The sequence below is a fragment of the Dysosmobacter segnis genome (assembly GCF_014297285.1).
GTDB lineage: Bacteria > Bacillota > Clostridia > Oscillospirales > Oscillospiraceae > Oscillibacter > Oscillibacter segnis.
The window spans coordinates 257,514-274,806 of record NZ_JACOQI010000001.1; the positions used below are offsets into that span (position 1 = coordinate 257,514).

General features: G+C 52.7%; 11 protein-coding genes and 1 tRNA gene. 7 read left to right on the forward strand and 5 right to left on the reverse strand.

Features of this window, described 5'->3' with window-relative positions; genetic code table 11:
- The first annotated feature begins 227 nt into the window (after positions 1-227).
- The 4 genes from H8Z83_RS01320 (at position 228) to H8Z83_RS01335 (ending at position 7,895) form a co-directional block, all read left to right on the forward strand.
- Positions 228-4,778 (forward strand): InlB B-repeat-containing protein, encoded by a 4,551-nt coding sequence (locus H8Z83_RS01320; RefSeq protein ID WP_187013386.1) that lies wholly within the window; start codon positions 228-230, stop codon positions 4,776-4,778.
- 428 nt (positions 4,779-5,206) lie between these two features.
- Complete coding sequence (locus H8Z83_RS01325; RefSeq protein WP_243184671.1) at positions 5,207-5,470, forward strand: sporulation initiation factor Spo0A C-terminal domain-containing protein; 264 nt, start codon at positions 5,207-5,209, stop codon at positions 5,468-5,470.
- Positions 5,471-5,953: 483 nt separating this feature from the next.
- Positions 5,954-6,115 carry a hypothetical protein gene (locus H8Z83_RS01330; protein WP_187013564.1) on the forward strand — a complete coding sequence of 54 codons (162 nt, stop codon included), beginning with the start codon at positions 5,954-5,956 and terminating at the stop codon, positions 6,113-6,115.
- A 115-nt stretch (positions 6,116-6,230) separates the two neighbouring features.
- Positions 6,231-7,895 (forward strand): recombinase family protein, encoded by a 1,665-nt coding sequence (locus H8Z83_RS01335; RefSeq protein ID WP_256435279.1) that lies wholly within the window; start codon positions 6,231-6,233, stop codon positions 7,893-7,895.
- 16 nt (positions 7,896-7,911) lie between these two features.
- Here H8Z83_RS01335 and H8Z83_RS01340 read toward each other — a convergent pair.
- The 4 genes from H8Z83_RS01340 to H8Z83_RS01355 form a co-directional block, all read right to left on the reverse strand.
- A tRNA-Ala gene (locus tag H8Z83_RS01340) sits at positions 7,912-7,988 on the reverse strand.
- Positions 7,989-8,222: 234 nt separating this feature from the next.
- Complete coding sequence (locus H8Z83_RS01345; RefSeq protein WP_187013387.1) at positions 8,223-9,386, reverse strand: cation diffusion facilitator family transporter; 1,164 nt, start codon at positions 9,384-9,386, stop codon at positions 8,223-8,225.
- A gap of 40 nt (positions 9,387-9,426) precedes the next feature.
- Positions 9,427-10,038 (reverse strand): hypothetical protein, encoded by a 612-nt coding sequence (locus tag H8Z83_RS01350; protein ID WP_187013388.1) that lies wholly within the window; start codon positions 10,036-10,038, stop codon positions 9,427-9,429.
- Positions 10,039-10,061: 23 nt separating this feature from the next.
- On the reverse strand, positions 10,062-11,273 hold the full coding sequence (locus H8Z83_RS01355; protein WP_187013389.1) for an ion transporter: 1,212 nt from the start codon (positions 11,271-11,273) through the stop codon (positions 10,062-10,064).
- A 744-nt stretch (positions 11,274-12,017) separates the two neighbouring features.
- On the opposite strand from H8Z83_RS01355, the gene H8Z83_RS01360 reads away from it, so the two are divergent.
- The 3 genes from H8Z83_RS01360 to H8Z83_RS01370 all read left to right on the forward strand — a co-directional run bounded on the left by H8Z83_RS01360 (position 12,018) and on the right by H8Z83_RS01370 (position 15,964).
- Complete coding sequence (locus H8Z83_RS01360) at positions 12,018-14,009, forward strand: sodium-translocating pyrophosphatase (RefSeq protein ID WP_187013390.1); 1,992 nt, start codon at positions 12,018-12,020, stop codon at positions 14,007-14,009.
- Positions 14,010-14,254: 245 nt separating this feature from the next.
- Positions 14,255-14,947, forward strand: a complete 693-nt coding sequence (locus H8Z83_RS01365) for an iron-sulfur cluster assembly scaffold protein (RefSeq protein WP_187013391.1) — start codon at positions 14,255-14,257, stop codon at positions 14,945-14,947.
- 18 nt (positions 14,948-14,965) lie between these two features.
- On the forward strand, positions 14,966-15,964 hold the full coding sequence (locus H8Z83_RS01370) for a GGGtGRT protein (protein WP_187013392.1): 999 nt from the start codon (positions 14,966-14,968) through the stop codon (positions 15,962-15,964).
- A gap of 117 nt (positions 15,965-16,081) precedes the next feature.
- On the opposite strand, the gene H8Z83_RS01375 is transcribed toward H8Z83_RS01370, so the two are convergent.
- Positions 16,082-17,293 (reverse strand): site-specific integrase, encoded by a 1,212-nt coding sequence (locus tag H8Z83_RS01375; protein ID WP_187013393.1) that lies wholly within the window; start codon positions 17,291-17,293, stop codon positions 16,082-16,084.

A 17,293-nucleotide genomic window follows, 5' to 3' on the forward strand; every position in this document is an offset into this window, starting at 1 on the left:
ACTCTCCGCATTTTAAGTCTTGTTTTTTTGTTAATATACGCTGTTCATCAGTATATTGACTGATTGACCAACATTGAAATATCTTTGCTTTTTCCGGAATCAGCCTTTCTTCCGGAACGAAGTGCCATGACGATCAGTCTGTATTTTTGACCGCCGCGAAAGAAAAAGCAGCACCTGACTATGCCGGGGTTTTTAGATAGATATTTTATATTTAGGAGGAAAGAAACTTGAAAAAGCAACTGTTATCCCTGTTTTTATGTTTTTGCATGATTCTTCCCATGATACCGACGACGGCTTTGGCGGCAGAAGAATCTGTAACTGCCCCTGTTCTCGTTGATCAGGGTGATTCGTCGGCTACGAAAGTGGAAGAGTCTGTAGCGGAACCGCCAGCAGACGATCCCACGGCAGAAAAAAGTAAGAGTGAATCACTCGGAGAGCAGACTCCTGTAAGAGATACCGGAAGCACAAAGGCGGCAACTGTTCAAATTGGTGAGGATATCACCGCATATGATAGTTTTGCTGCTGCGTGGGCTGTGGCCTCTGCGGCATCGACCACCGAGGAAGCTCCTGCCAAGGTAACACTGTATCAGGATGTGACTACCGGCACCAACGCTCCTGCCAGTTGGCCTATTAAGGTTGCAGAAGAACAGTATATTGCGCTCGATCTAAATGGATACGACATAAATGGCGGCGAGGAGACAACTAATGTTTTGCGCATTGAAGGTACGTTGACGCTGAATGATAGCGGTGCAACCCCTCGTACTCGTTATGGCTATTGGAGTGAGGATACTTACAGCATTGATTCCTCACCCGCCTCTACCGGCCACTATGATGTTCTAACCGGAGGAATCATCTCCAGTAATGCTTCGTGTGAAGGAACGCGCGAAGGGTGTGTTCACATCGGGTTATGTGGAACATTTACCATGAACGGCGGTATTATTGCCGGTGGTAAACGTTCCGGCATCTACATAGACTCAGGTAAGACTCATCCCTTGGCAGATGTGCGATATGGTCATTTCGTCATGAATGGCGGCACAATTGCAGGTAATGCGAATATAGGCGTGTATGCACCCAGAACCTATACGGGACATGAGGGAGATATTGGATTTTTCATGAACGGCGGCAACATCCTCAACAACCGTTCTTCATATACAGGTGGCGGTGTAAACGGAGCCATCGAAATGTACGGTGGTCTTATCGCCTATAACCAGGCCGAAGCTTATGGCGGAGGAATCTTCAGCATCGCAGATATTGAAATATATGGAGGTTCCATCTCGCACAACAGCGCGGAAAGAGGCGGCGGTATCTATGCCGATGGTGGAAGCGTTACTTTGAAAAAAGATGGTGTTGTGTCAAATAACAGCGCACAACAAGGCGGTGGTATTTTTGGAGAAGGAGTAAGTACTGGCGGTATTTTTGTTTCCGGAAAAGTAACGGGTAATACCGCCGAGTCTGGCGGCGGCATTTTTGCAGATGGAAATGCTACGGTTCGTCTGCATAATACCGCAGAGGTTTCATATAATGAGGCTGACTGTGGCGGTGGCATTTATCGAAGATCCAATGCGGGATGGTACCCTATAGCCATTGCAGGCGATAAGGGCAGTACAGTTTCCCACAACAAAGCGAAAACGGATGGCGGCGGCATTTATTGCAGAGGTAGCGTAATGTCGTTTTCTGCCCCCAACATCGACGTAAGCTACAACGAAGCCGGAAAAAATGGCGGCGGATGGTATATTACGAAGATAGGGGCAGACGTTCGTCTTTATGGAGCAGTGTCGTATAATAAAGCCGGTGAAAAAGGCGGAGGTGTATATGTAACTGAGTTCATCAGAGATGACGATGCTAATACTGAGAGATCAGTCACTTGCGGAGAGGTATCCCATAATTCAGCCTCGGTGGGTGGCGGTGTCTATGTTGGTCAGTCAGCAATTCTGTATTGTTCTGATGGTATTATATCGAACAATACTGCTTCTGAATGCGGCGGTGGTGTGGCCAATGAAGGTGAAACCATACAGAGGGGTTCTCCCATCAAGGGCAATACTGCGAACGTGGGCGCTCATGATTTTTACAACATGGCAGGCGGAGTGTTTTCTTTGCAGTCCAAATATGACTGGGTTAAGGACGAGCCGAACAATCGATATAGTCATGAAAACTACATCCCGTACACTGTAGTAGAAAAAGATACTACTATACAGTACTTAACGCTGGGTGATCCGTTCACGGTGAAATTTGATACGAAGGGCGGAACGCCATCGACTATAACAGATCAGACAGTTAAGTATGGACAGAAGGCATACAAGCCAACGGAACCCCAAAAAACCGACTGCAAGTTTGACGGTTGGTATACAAGTCCGGATTACACGCAAAAGTGGGATTTTGCCAACGACAGCGTGACCAAGGATATTACGCTTTATGCCAAGTGGATCGAAAAGGTCACGCTTCATTGCGATTTCCAAGGTGGCACAAGAGGCTCGGACACAAGTTATACTGCCAAAGCATACCCCGGTGAGAAGGCGAAGATGCCTTGGTGGGGAGGGATTACCAGAGAGGGTTATTCATTCATAGAATGGAATGACAAACCGGACGGTACTGGTAAATCGTACTCTCGTACCATAGACAGCATTACAATGCCAGATCATGATCTGACTCTTTATGCGATCTGGAAGAAATTAGATGTCATTAAGGTAAGCTTTGATGCGCAGGGCGGCTATTTCCCTGATATCGATAACTCAACTACTTGGAAGTTCCTTGTCGAACGTCCGACGGGAGACGATAGTAAATACGTTTCGGATTGCGGTGATTATAGACGCGTTGACGAAGAAAGCGAAATTGTAAAAATTGTAAATGGAACGCGCTATCGCTTCAAAGGTTGGTACCTTAATCCAGACGATCCAAAGGCCAGTGAATCCCCGGCAGCCGTTCAGCTTACCGCTGAAAGTCCCGCCGAAATTACGTTCTACGCAGTTTGGGGAGAATACATCGATATGCCATTCACAGTTCACTATGAGACATTCGGTGTTGAGGAGATCCCGTCCAGGACAATAATGGAATCGGCATTGGAAAACGGCGGTCAACTTGAAGAGGTTCCGGCTCCGCCGGCGGGTTCTGGAATCACCGAATGGAAGTGGACTGTTAATTTGGTGGAGCTGCTAATGAATTCGCCCAAACCTGAAATGCAGAAAGAGGCGAAGGAAGCACTGCAATACGTCACTGATCAGCAGGCTGCAATCAATCAGGCCTATAACAATGGGGAAATTACTGAAGAAGAACGCAATGAATATATAGCAGAACTCCAAAATGAAGTTGTAGCGTTCCATTACCCTGTTTCTTATACTCCCCAGGGCAGGGAGATGAGCTTTGAAGCACTGTTGTTGGGATACGTAAAAGCAAGTGGGCAGAATGAGGTCACAGTCTATACATGGAACAAGGCTGACCAATATCCGGTGATCTATGACGCAAATGGCGGGAAAAACGCACCTGACATGGAGTCTTATCAATTCAATGCTTTGGTTAATATCGCAGATGGAGTACCTGAACGTGATGGCTATCAGTTCATCGGCTGGAACACCAAAGCGGATGGTTCCGGAGTTTCCTATACCAAGGATGACACATTCTATATGCCTTGTTATATGGTAACGCTGTATGCCCAGTGGAAGGCCAACACGACCTATACCGTCACCTACAAGGATGGCGTTGGCGGTGCTGCCTTTGGGGATCAGACAACCACCGGACTGCACAGCGGTGATCAGACTCCTGCATTTTCCGGAACGCCGACCCGCAGCGGTTATACCTTCAAGGGTTGGTCTCCGGCAGTGACTGCGACGGTGACAGGTAATGCGGTCTATATCGCCCAGTGGGCAAAGAACAACTCCTCCTCCGGCCATTCGACCCGGTACACCCTGCACTACGAGTCGAACGGCGGTACTTCCTATAAGGACGAAAGCTATTCCTCCGGCACGACTGTGACGCTGGACAAGGTTCCCATCCGAGAAAGCTATACGTTCACAGGCTGGTATGCGGATAAGGAACTGACCAAAAAGATCAGCAGCATCAAGATGACCAGCGACAAGACCGTATATGCTGGCTGGAAGGCATCCACTGTGCCGGATATGCTCAATGGCGATGACCACTACGCCTATGTGATTGGCTACTCGGACGGCAATGTTCGCCCGAATGCAAACGTCAGCCGCGCTGAGACCGCCACGATCTTCTTCAGGCTGCTCAACGCAGACATCCGTGACGGAAACCTGACTGCTGAGAACACCTTCACCGATGTGGTCGACGGTCAGTGGTGCAACAAATCCGTCTCCACCATGGCAAAGTTGGGCATCGTGAAGGGCCGCACGGCTGAGATTTTCGATCCCAATGCCCCTATCACCCGCGCTGAGTTTGCAGTGATCTGCGCCCGTTTCGACACGAAGCAGACCAACGGCAACAACAACTTCTCCGACATTTCCGGTCACTGGGCCGAAGCGGAGATCAAGCGGGCCGCAGCTTTGGGTTGGATCGCAGGTTATCCAGACGGCACGTTCCGTCCGAACGACTACATCACCCGTGCGCAGGCTATGACGATGATCAACCGTGTCCTCTGCCGTATGCCGCAGGATGAGGAAGATCTGCTCGGCAGCATGGTTGTGTGGCCGGACAACAAGCCCACCGATTGGCATTACCTTGCCGTCCAGGAAGCCACCAACAGCCATGACTTCAAGCGCAAGGGCGAGGTCGGTGAAAAGTGGACAAAGCTGACAAGCGCACCGGACTGGACGAAGTATCAGTAAAAAACACGATAAGGCATTAAGAGAATAGATGGAAAACTGCAAGGCGGCTCTACGGCGGGCTACCTTGCAGTTTTTCTTTTATACCAATTTTGCTAAAAGCTCGATATTCGACGGAAAACAACAAATATCAGCCAGTTTTAGTAGGGCATTGTAGAACGAATACGTGACACAAAGCGGCATTTATCGTGTATGATTGAGATACGGAGGATATGGATGTTTACACAGGATTTTTACCTGATGACCGTTCGCATAAAAGCCCCCGACCATCCCGCTTTTGCGATGAAAACGGAAAAATGGGGGATCCCCAACGGCAGAATTTAATTCCAGCATAGTTGAGGGCCCGTGCCGAGACCTATTGCAGGCCGAGAGGCCCGCCCCTACTGCGTTTTCTCTGTTTGTATCTTAATTTTTAACAGGAGGGGTATTTTATGCCTTTAGTTTATTATGTGCCTGAATATGAGCGGGACGCTTCGCAGATCTCACTGAATGCCGAGCGCCTGCTGAGACTCCTTGGCGCGAGTGGTAAACTGGCCGGTTTCCGCTATGCAGTCTACATGGTGGAGCAAGTCCGAGATCAGCCGGAGAATATGCTGTTAATTACAAAGCGACTTTATATGCAGACGGCGGAGCATTTCAACACAACGCCGAGCTGTGTGGAGCGCAATCTTCGCACTCTTATTCAGAGCTGTTGAAGCTATCCCGACCACAGCTTTTTGAACTTGATTGCTGGGACTGAATTACAGCAGCCACCGACCAACTCCCAGTTCATCGACATTCTGGCCGCTTACCTGAGAAACTGACTGAAAGGGAGAAAGGCGGCACATTGCCGCCTTTCTCCTATCCCTCCGCTGAAAATATGGCTCAGTTTGAGACATATTTCGACACTGCCGCCATTCGGCGCAAGCGCATTGAAAATACATCTGCGCGGGCTGGTAACAGCTTTTTGCTCATCACAGCTATGTGGTGAACACCTTGCACCTTGAGAAGTGAATGACCGTCCGAATCGGATATGCTTTCCGGTGAAGTATCGCGTCTGCGTACCAAGGAAATCAAAACGCCGCTGAATATTGTGCAGGGGCAGGAACGGGTTCGAGGAAAACGGCATTTTATATCAGGGCCATGTCCGCATGAGGATATGGCCCTGCCATTTTATAAAATATACGGAGGAATGGATTGTGAAGCAGAAGCAGACTGTATTTCCGCAGAGAACGCAGCAGCCGCAGACGATCTATGTGGATGGCTGCAAGGTTACGGTTCGATATGCCGGAAAGGAAAACCCTGCCGCAGTTCGTGAGATCAAGGATATTCTTCTTTCAAACGTCTCTAAAAAGCCATAAAATTTGTGTTTTCTACGTGAATATGAGATAATAATGGTGTAGATATGCACCTTGAAAATTGAAACGAGGCCATATACACCATTCCCAATATCGGAAGAAAACAGGAGTGATGTATATGTTAGAAGAATTGATAACAACAGCGCGGCGTGTTTATTGCCTTTATCGTGTATCAACGCTTGGACAAGTCGAAAAAGATGACATTCCCATGCAAAAGGAAGCGTGCCGGGAGTTTGTTCAGCAGCATCCCGGATGGGAAATCGTCAAGGAGTTTTCGGAAAAGGGTGTTTCCGGGTTTAAGGTTTCGGCCAAAGACCGGGATGCCGTTCAAGAAATCCAGCGAGACGCTTTGCAGAACAAGTTTGATATTCTGCTGGTGTTCATGTTTGATCGTTTGGGACGCAGAGAGGACGAAACACCGTTCGTTGTGGAATGGTTCGCCAAAAACGGTATTGAAGTCTGGAGCGTCAAGGAAGGCCAACAGCGGTTTGATACCCATGTTGACAAGCTGCTGAACTACATTCGCTATTGGCAGGCATCCGGGGAAAGCATCAAGACCTCTGTGCGTACCAAAACCCGCATGGAACAGCTGACGAAAGAAGGCTGCTTCACTGGTGGGGTGGTTCCTTTTGGCTACCGATTGGAGCATAAGGGCCGCACGAACAAGCGAAATCAGGACGTAGGAGACCTTGTTGTAGACCCAGACGAAGCGGAAATCGTTAAGCTGATTTTTCAAAAATATCTCTATGAGGGATACGGGGCGCAACGCCTTTGCCGGTATCTTACCGAACAGGGAATCAAAAACAAAAAGGGCCGCAACATTCCAACCACATCTATCAACCGCATCATCAAGAACCCCATTTATACCGGAGTTATCCGAAATGGAGATAGTCAGTCAGATGTGCTGACCGACCTTCAGATCATTGATGAAGAGACCTTTGAAAAGGCACAGCAGCTGATGGAAAAACGAGTGACCCGACATAATGACGTACCGCTCAATACAAAGGGACGGTCTTTGCTGGTGGGGAATATCTATTGCGGTCACTGCGGCGGACGTCTGACACTGACCACCAGCGGACGAAAGCGTGTCCGAAAGGACGGAACTGTTATACGCGAGACCAGAGCGAGGTATCAATGCCATTACAATATCCGGCATCCCGGCGAATGTGATGGGCAATCCGGGTATGGCGTTGAAAAGCTGGACAAGCTGGTAGATCAAATCATCCGTATCCAGCTGGGACGCATCTGGAGCGCACCCTCGCAGGAATTGATAGCGAAACAGCAGGCTAAGGAAGTAGACCTCGCAAAGTCCAAGCTGAACCTGCTGAACGAGCAATACCGGCAAAAACAGCGGGAATATCAAGACCTGCGGGCGGAGACCATCAAGGTCATTCAAGGCAACAGCCGTTTGAATGTGGACTTGCTTAATAGTCTTGTCGCAGAAACCTCTGAGCAAATCAAACAATTAAGCTGGCAGATTCAGACAGCCACAGCAGAACTTGAGGAAACTGTCCAGAGCGCCAGTCAGGTGCTGCGGGAATATGACCAGCTGATAGGCTGGGCTGAAATGTACGATAACTGCACCTTTGAAGCTAAGAAAATGATTGTGGCTCAGTTTGTAAAAGAAGTTCATGTGCGGCGTGATTATGAGATCGACATAGAGTTCAACGTGTCGTTTGAGGAATTTCAAGCACTGTATCTGGATAAAGAACCAGAGGAAATCAGGGGGAGAAGAAACGATACGGTTCTGGCGATGGAAACAAAAACAAGGCAAGTGGTATAACCACTTGCCTTGCTGATGGTGGACCCGAAGGGGATCGAACCCTCGACCTTACGGATGCGAACCGTACGCTCTCCCAGACTGAGCTACGGGCCCGGATATGAAATTTTGTGAGATGGGAACCGCTTGCGGGCAACTGAGTTAGACCGGAGAAAAAGAGGGGCTATAAGTGAACCGCTTCTCCTCCCAGCTGAGCTACGCCCCCATACAGCCCTGTTATTATAGCAACATTTCCTAAACTTGTAAAGGCCTTTTGCGGGAAAAATCAAAAAAAGATCGGCCTGCGCATACAGCGGCGGCCCGGAATGACTCCGGGCCGCCGCTGTCAGATTATATGTAGGAGTGCTCCACCTGAATCACGGGGACATAGTGGCTGTCGAAGGTGCGGATGAGGGCCCGGAGCTGCCGGGCTACCTCGGCGTCCTCCAGCCGAAAGCCGAAAGGCGTTACCACGTCGAAGATCAGATTGGTGTGGGTGGGGCCGGGGACCATGCGGAAATCGTGGATACTGAGGGCCGGATCGATGCAATGGGCCAGCTCTGTGATCTTATTCCGGAGGACAACGGTCATGCTGTCATCCGTGGCGATGGGGTCCATGTGGATCACCGCCTCGCAGCCCAGCTTCCGGTGCAGCTCCTGTTCGATGTTGTCGATGGCGTCATGGATCGTCATGACGCTGCCGGTGGCCGGGACCTCCGCGTGGAGGGAGATCATCACCCGACCGGGGCCGTAGTCATGGACCACCAGATCGTGAATCCCGGAGATTTCCTTGTGGGCCATCACCAGATCTTCGATTTCTTTAACAAATTCCGGTGTGGGAGGCTTTCCAAGCAGGGGATCGATGGTGTCCTTGGCGGCGTCTATGCCGCCCTTGAAAATGAGCAGTGCCACCAGAACACCCACCCAGCCATCCACCGGGAGCTGGAAGTAATGGCCGATCAGGGTGGCGACCAGAACGGCAGAGGTGGACATGCAATCTCCCAGCGAATCCGCCGCTGCCGCCAGCAGCGCCGGCGCGGAGAGCTTTTTGCCGAGGGAGCGGTTGTACATGGCCATATACAGCTTCACACAGATAGAAGCAGCCAGAATCCCGATCACCAGCCAGCTGAACTCCACCAGAGCGGGGTGCAGGATCTTATTCAGGGACTCCTTGGCCAGTTCCACGCCCATCAGCAAAATCAGCATGGATACCGCCAGACCGGAGAGGTACTCCGCCCGGCCGTGGCCGAAAGGATGGCCTGGGTCCGGCGCTTTGGCGGCAATGCGGAAGCCCAGCAGCGTGACCACAGAGGAACCGGCATCAGAGAGGTTGTTGAAGGCGTCCGCCGTGATGGCGACGGAGCCGGAGAGGGTCCCAGCAAAGAACTTGCCCAAAAACAGCAGCAGGTTCAGCCCGATCCCCACAGCACCGCAGAGAATGCCGTAGGCCGTCCGCAGCTGAGCGGGGCTTTTCCCGTCGCTTTTACAGAAGAAACGGGCCAGAAGCGAGATCATACAGTTTTACACCTTTCTTTTTGAGAATAGAAGGAGACGGTCACTTCCCGCCGGGAATGACCAGCTTCATGTGGCAGCAGAGATCGTCCAGATCCCGGTCGGTGGCGGCGCTGAGCCGCAGGCGGGCGCCGCAGTCCCGGCATGTCAGCTCCACCGCGTCCCGGCGGATCTCCATGCTGTAATCGTGGCTGCCGCAGCTGCAGGTGATGCCGTTGGGCCGGGCGGCGATGTCCTTGAGCTCCGAGAGGAATTCGTACATGATCACATTGTCGGTAAAGGCCTCCGCCTCGCCGCTGTTCTCCTGCGCCTTTTCCTTAGAGATGGCAAAGCTGGCCTCACGGAGGTGATGTTCCACCGTGCCCTCATCGCCGATGAAGCAGCAGAACTGCCTGCTGTCCGGGCAGCTGAGGGCGGTGGCAGCGTGGAGCATCCGCTCCGGCGGACAGACGGCCTCGTGGGTCTGGCCGCAAACGCCGCAAGGCACCAGAATGTGATAGTTCTGGCCGTCATAGTTCGTCCGCAGGACGCTGCCGCCGCAGGAACATTCGATCTCGGCATCAGACGCTTCCAGCGCAAATGCGGAGCGGGCACCCATTACCTGCGCACCGCATTTCGGGCAGATATAGCCCAGAGTTCTCATATCGTCAGCCATAGAGGGCCTCCTTGCATGATTGATCAGATTTGGATATCCTGCGCGTGGGGCAGGTGAGATTGCGTATAGAGGAATACCTTGTCACCCGCCAGCAGCTTCAGGCCGCCGTTGGGGATCAGCGTCCGGTTCCGGCGGCGGACCATGATGATGACCGTCTGTCGGGAAATGTCCAGATCCCGGAGCGGGTGGCCCACCCAGGGATGGTGTGTCTGAAGGATGATCTCCTTTAGCTGGATGCGGACGTCATCCTCATAGACGCCTGCTCCCAGCACAAGATTGTCACCGGGAAGGAGCACCACATCGCCCCGGGGAACAATGATGTCCCGTCCCCGCTGCACGGCGGCGATGATGACGCCCTCCGGCAGGCCCAGATCCCGCAGCGGGGCATTGGCCCAGCGGTCCCGGGGGGTCAGGTGGATGCGGATGAAGTGAATGTCCGCCTCCGTGCCGTATTCGCTGATCCGCTTGAGGCGGGAATACTGGTCCACGAAGCCGGCGGAAATGATACCGGTGGGGATCGCCACCATGCCCACGCCCAGGAAAGTGATTAAAATGCCGAAGATCTTGCCAAGGGTGGTGATGGGGTAAATATCTCCGTAGCCCACCGTCAGCAGGGGGGATACCGCCCACCAGATGCCGGAAAAGGCGTTGGAGAACACCTGGGGCTGCGCGTCATGCTCCAGAGAGTACATACACAAACTGGAGGCGGTCATCAGCACCAGAATGATAAACACGGAGGAGAGAAGCTGCTGGGCCTTGCTGGTAAGGACTTGAGTAATGACGTTCAGGGAATCGTAATAGGCGTTGATCCGGAACAGGCGGAAGATCCGCACCACCCGGAACATCCGGAAGGCCACGGCCCCGGAGGGGAAGAAAAAGGGCATGTAGTAAGGCAGAAAGCTCAGCAGGTCCACAATGCCTGAGAAGGAAAAAATGTATCGGCAGACGGCCTTCCATTCCTTCAGATTGGGATGGTGGTACTTGGCAGTCCAGATCCGCAAAGCGCAGTCCACTGCGAAGAAGGCCACGGTGGCAGCTTCGATCCGCAGCAGCAGCGGACCGCAGGCGGCCTCTGCCTCGTCGAAGGTGTAGGCAATGGTGACCATCAGGTTTACCAGAATGACCAAGGTGTAGAAAATGTCATAGGCGCGGCTGATGAGATCGTCCGCCGTACCAATGTCAATAATGGTGCAGATCCGGCGGCGCAGGGACTCAAGAGACTTGAGATTCGGCATAACCGCCTCCTGATGTGTAGGTAGACGGCACGCTGCCTGGCGGTGTACCGTCGGGAAATATCTTTATATTATAGTAATATCCCTCCGGAATGTAAACAAATTTCTTCATTTTGCGGAAAAGAAACAGGAGTTCCGGAGCGTGTGAGGAAGCCCCACCCCGGCGCGGATGAAGGCACTTGACGCAGAGTTTACAAAAAAATCACAATTACTGCCTTGCAAACCTTCAAATGCAGACGTATAATCAGGATGAAAATTGAGAAAAGGAGGGATGTGCAATGACGATGAACAAGTTCATGGCAGATGTGGATGACCTGATTTTTGACGGTCAGGAGCAGAGCCACAGCGAACGGTAAAACCGGAAGGACCACGCCGAGAGGGCGTGGATTTTTTTATGCTTTTTGAGGGTGTCAAAAATTTCGACTACGCGTAATCGTTTTTCTGAAATTTTTCGTAAACGTTTGAGAAAAAATCGAAAAATTATTCACATTCTTATGTGTATTTAAAGAAAATACGGCTTAATATATATAAAAAAATTTGATAATTCGCATATTTTATGAATGTTAAATGAAAAATAAAGACGAAAATTTAAAAGCTTTCAAGGAAAAAATTGGGCAAAACGTAAAACTTATTTAAAGTAATTCACTCGTTAGGTAAATTTACTTGAAAAAAACGCGCGGTGTTGTTAGAATGATACAGCAAAGTTAGACACTCAATTTTATACAAAACGTTTAAGGAGTGGAAGGAATGGAAAACATCATTTGGGTAGTTTTGCTGTGCGCGGTTCTGGCTCTGCTGTTTGCCGCATGGAAGACCTCCGCGGTCTCCAAGGCTGACGCCGGTACGGAACGGATGAAGGAGATCGCGGGAAACATCAGTGATGGCGCCCGGGCATTTCTCTTCGCGGAGTACAAGATCCTGGTCATTTTCGTGGCGGTGCTGTTCGTGCTGATCGGCCTGTTCATCACCTGGCTCACCGCTGTTTGCTTCCTGATCGGCGCGATCTTCTCCGTGTGCGCCGGTTATGTGGGTATGAACGTGGCTACCAAGGCCAATGTCCGTACCGCTGCCGCCGCTAAGTCCAGCGGCATGAACAAGGCTCTTGGCGTCGCCTTCTCCGGTGGTTCCGTCATGGGTATGTGCGTGGTTGGCCTGGGCCTGCTGGGCTGCGCCGCCATCTATGCCTTCACCGGCAACGTGGAGATCCTCACCGGCTTCTCTCTGGGTGCTTCCTCCATCGCGCTGTTTGCCCGTGTGGGCGGCGGTATCTACACCAAGGCTGCCGACGTGGGTGCTGACCTGGTGGGCAAGGTCGAGGCCGGTATCCCCGAAGATGACCCCCGGAACCCTGCCGTGATCGCTGATAACGTGGGCGACAACGTGGGCGACGTGGCCGGCATGGGCGCTGACCTGTTTGAGTCCTACGTGGGCGCTCTGGTGTCTGCGCTGACTTTGGGCGTGGCTGTGGTCGGCACCTTCAACGGCGCCGGCGCTCTGTTCCCCCTGATCCTGGCTGCCGCCGGTATCGTGGCTTCCATCATCGGCTGCTTCTTTGTCCGGGGCGATGAGAATTCCAACCCCCATAAGGCTCTGAAGATGGGCTCCTATGTCTCCTCCGCCATCGTGGTGGTCCTGTCTCTGGTTCTGAGCAATGTGTTCTTCGGCGGTATGGCCCAGGCCATCGCCATCATCGCGGGTCTGATCGTTGGCCTGATCATCGGTATCGTCACCGAGATCTACACCTCCGGCGATTATAACTCCGTGAAGAAGATCGCCCAGCAGTCCGAGACCGGCCCCGCTACCACCATCATCAGCGGCATCGCCGTGGGCATGATGTCCACTGCCGTGCCCATTCTGCTGATCTGCGTTGGTATTTTCGTTTCCTATCAGGTTGCCGGTCTGTACGGCATCGCTCTGGCTGCTGTCGGCATGCTGTCCACCACCGGTATCACCGTGGCTGTGGACGCTTACGGCCCTATCGCCGACAACGCCGGCGGTATCGCCGAGATGAGCGGCCTGGATCACAGCGTCCGTGAGATCACCGATAAGCTGGACGCCGTGGGCAACACCACTGCTGCTATGGGTAAGGGCTTCGCCATCGGCTCTGCCGCTCTGACTGCTCTGGCTCTGTTCGTCAGCTATGCGCAGGCTGTTGGCATCGGTGATGCCGGCATCAACATTCTGGATTCCCGCGTGACCATCGGTCTGCTGATCGGCGGTATGCTGCCCTTCGTGTTCTCCGCTCTGACCATGGACTCCGTGTCCAAGGCGGCTTACAGTATGATCGAGGAAGTGCGCCGTCAGTTCCGCACCATCCCCGGCATCATGGAAGGCACCGGCAAGCCTGACTACAAGTCCTGCGTGGCCATCTCCACCACCGCTGCTCTGAAGGAGATGCTGGTTCCCGGCGTCATGGCTGTTCTGGCTCCCTTGGCCGTTGGCCTCCTGCTGGGTACCGGCGCTCTGGGCGGCATGCTGGCCGGCGCTCTGGTCACCGGCGTCCTGATGGCCATCTTCATGTCCAACTCCGGCGGCGCTTGGGATAACGCCAAGAAGTATATCGAGGACGGCAACCACGGCGGCAAGGGCAGCGAAGCTCATAAAGCCGCTGTTGTGGGCGACACCGTGGGCGATCCCTTCAAGGATACCTCCGGCCCCTCCATCAACATCCTCATCAAGCTGATGACCGTTGTTTCTCTGGTGTTCGCATCCATCTTCTCTGCCAGCGGCCTGCTGTAAGAGAACTGTCAGAGCTCAACAAGCTTTTCAGACCGGGCTTCCGCATAAGCGGAAGCCCGGTTTTTATTGCCTGCCGGATCGCGGCGGAAGAGCATAAGCATTCCATATTCTTTTTTAAGGTATGGTGACGACCCTTGACAGAGTAATCGTTTGCCGATATAATATGAACGAAAAACCGTCAAAATGCCGGGCCAGCTCTGGAAAAACCGGCAAAATTCGGAACGAATAGAAAAGGAGAGCGGACAATGATCTATTCCAGCGAAGTACAGCGTATGTGCCCGGTGGCCAAGGGCGCGTATCACGGACCGGCCCCCATCCCTGAAGAAGGAAAGTGGGTTCAGGCCAAGGAAATCAAGGATATCAGCGGTCTGACCCACGGCATCGGCTGGTGTGCTCCTCAGCAGGGCGCCTGCAAACTGACCCTGAACGTGAAGGAGGGCGTCATCGAGGAGGCGCTGGTGGAGACCATCGGCTGCTCCGGTATGACCCACTCCGCCGCTATGGCATCTGAGATCCTCATCGGCAAGACCCTTCTGGAGGCACTGAACACCGATCTGGTGTGCGACGCCATCAACACCGCTATGCGGGAGCTGTTCCTGCAGATCGTCTACGGCCGCAGCCAGACGGCTTTCTCTGAGGGCGGCCTGCCTGTGGGCGCTTCTCTGGAGGATCTGGGCAAGGGCCTGCGCTCTCAGGTGGGCACCATGTTCGCCACCAAGGAGAAGGGCCCCCGCTATCTGGAAATGGCAGAGGGCTACTGCACCCGCGTGGCTCTGAACAAGGACAGCGAGATCATCGGCTATGAGTTTGTGAACTTGGGCAAGATGATGGAAGCCGTCAAGAAGGGTGTGGACGCCAACGAGGCACTGGAGAGCGCCAAATCTCACTACGGTCAGTGGGACAGCGCCGCCAAGTACATCGATCCCCGTCAGGAATAAGAGAAGGAGGAATTGGAAATGGCTCTGTTTGAAAGCTACGAGAGAAGAATCGAGAAAATCAATTCCGTCCTGTCTCAGTACGGAATCTCCAGTGTGGAGGAGTGCCGGGAGATCTGCAAGGCTGCCGGCTTTGATCCCTATGAGATCGTGAAGGGCATCCAGCCTATCTGCTTTGAAAATGCCTGCTGGGCCTACTGCGTCGGCGCGGCCATCGCGCTGAAGAAGAATGTTCAGACCGCCGCCGAGGCCGCCGAGGCCATCGGCATCGGCCTCCAGTCCTTCTGCATCCCCGGCTCTGTGGCTGAGGACCGCAAGGTGGGCTTGGGCCACGGCAATCTGGGCGCTATGCTGCTGCGGGATGAGACCAAGTGCTTCGCCTTCCTGGCGGGCCACGAGTCCTTCGCCGCCGCCGAGGGCGCCATCGGCATCGTCCGCAACGCCAACAAGGCCCGGAAGGAGCCTCTGCGGGTGATCCTGAACGGTCTGGGCAAGGACGCCGCCCAGATCATCAGCCGTATCAACGGCTTCACCTATGTCCAGACCCAGTTTGACTACTACACCGGCGAGCTGAAGACCGTCCGGGAGGTGGCCTATTCCGATGGTGAGCGGGCCGCTGTCCGCTGCTACGGCTGCGATGACGTCCGCGAGGGCGTAGCCGTCATGCACCACGAGGGCGTGGATGTGTCCATCACCGGCAACTCCACCAACCCCACCCGGTTCCAGCACCCCGTAGCCGGTACCTATAAGAAGGAGTGCATCGAGCAGGGCAAGAAGTACTTCTCCGTGGCCTCCGGCGGCGGCACCGGCCGTACTCTGCACCCCGACAACATGGCTGCTGGCCCCGCTTCCTACGGCATGACCGACACCATGGGCCGTATGCACTCTGACGCCCAGTTCGCCGGTTCCTCCTCCGTCCCCGCTCACGTGGAGATGATGGGCTTCCTGGGCATGGGCAACAACCCCATGGTCGGCGCGACTGTGGCTGTGGCCGTCGCCGTGGCGGAGAGCCAGAAGTAATAGAAAACTACAGAAAATAGCAAAAAAACAAGAACTTTTTTGATATAAACAAAAACACCCGTTTCATAGAGAAACGGGTGTTTTTACTGTTTTGTCAACATTTTGTCAACCAAATTTTCAAAGCGTGTCCAAAAGCTTAGCTCCTTCCTCTGACATTTTATCGGTTAAATGCTGGTAGATTTGCATGGTCACCTGAATGTTTTTGTGGCCAAGTCTGTGCTGTACATATTTTGGTGATGCACCCCTTTCCGCCAGCATGGTCGCATGGGTATGCCGCAGACTATGATAGTCAAATTTTGGAATCCCCAGCTCATGCCTTGCGATATGGCTGACGTGTTGCATATTGCGGCTATTGATATAGGAACCATCCGGGCGGACCATTACCAAATGGATTTCTGCACCATTCCCATTGCAGTTAAGATGTCCGACATCATCACAGAACCAACGGATGTAGAGGTCATCACAGATTGCACGATTTTGTTCTTGACGTGCTTTTTCACGCTCTAAGGCATTAACAACATCTTGCGATAGTTCAATGGTACGGATGCTATCATATTTCGGCATTGTGAAATACCAATACGAATCTCTACCAGCAATCTTATCTTTTTCCTGCCATAGAATTTGCTGCCGAACCGTAAGTTTTTTTGCGGTCAGGTCAATATCCTTCCACTTCAAAGCAAAAGCTTCTGCAATACGCAGACCACACTTATAGCCAATCAAGAGAGGCAGATAAGAACTGCTTCCCTCCGGGAACCGTTGGAATAACTTCCCCATTTGCTCTGCGGACAGGTACACATGAGGTGCACTTCTGGTTTTGACTTTTGGCGTTGCACGAGTAGAGGGAATGTCTATATACTCCGCAGGACTGAATGGGATGTATTTCAGCGGCTGAACCGCATAGGAAAGACTCCCAGTCAGGATGCCTTTCAGCACCGCTAAGGTGTTGCGGCTATACCCCTGATTGAATTTATCGTTTATTAGCTTTTGCAAAGTTTCGGGAGACAGTGCCGCAAGCCGGTATTTTCCAATGGCAGGCTTGATATGTAGCCGGATTTTCTTATCATAGTTGCTGATAGTGCTGGGCTTGCAGTTGTTTTGACAATATTCCTTCATCCAGAAGTCCAGATAGTCAGAAACGCTGATTTCACTGGGCTTAAAGACTGCACCGGCACGATTGTACTCAGACATAGCTTGTGCACCTGCGGCAGAAGCTTCCGTTTTTGTACGGAATCCGCTTTTGCTGATGGTCTGTCGCTTACCATCAATACGAGCACCCTCAAAACTGTACTGCCAGTAAGGACCACGTTTTCTAAGTCTTAATTCGCTCAA

Coding starts and splice junctions, on each gene's coding strand:
- H8Z83_RS01325 (WP_243184671.1), top strand. CDS start 5,207: ATGCCTTTAGTTTATTATGTGCCTGAATATGAGCGGGACGCTTCGCAG.
- H8Z83_RS01335 (WP_256435279.1), top strand. CDS start 6,231: ATGTTAGAAGAATTGATAACAACAGCGCGGCGTGTTTATTGCCTTTAT.
- H8Z83_RS01345 (WP_187013387.1), bottom strand. CDS start 9,386: ATGATCTCGCTTCTGGCCCGTTTCTTCTGTAAAAGCGACGGGAAAAGC.
- H8Z83_RS01350 (WP_187013388.1), bottom strand. CDS start 10,038: ATGGCTGACGATATGAGAACTCTGGGCTATATCTGCCCGAAATGCGGT.
- H8Z83_RS01355 (WP_187013389.1), bottom strand. CDS start 11,273: ATGCCGAATCTCAAGTCTCTTGAGTCCCTGCGCCGCCGGATCTGCACC.
- H8Z83_RS01360 (WP_187013390.1), top strand. CDS start 12,018: ATGGAAAACATCATTTGGGTAGTTTTGCTGTGCGCGGTTCTGGCTCTG.
- H8Z83_RS01365 (WP_187013391.1), top strand. CDS start 14,255: ATGATCTATTCCAGCGAAGTACAGCGTATGTGCCCGGTGGCCAAGGGC.
- H8Z83_RS01370 (WP_187013392.1), top strand. CDS start 14,966: ATGGCTCTGTTTGAAAGCTACGAGAGAAGAATCGAGAAAATCAATTCC.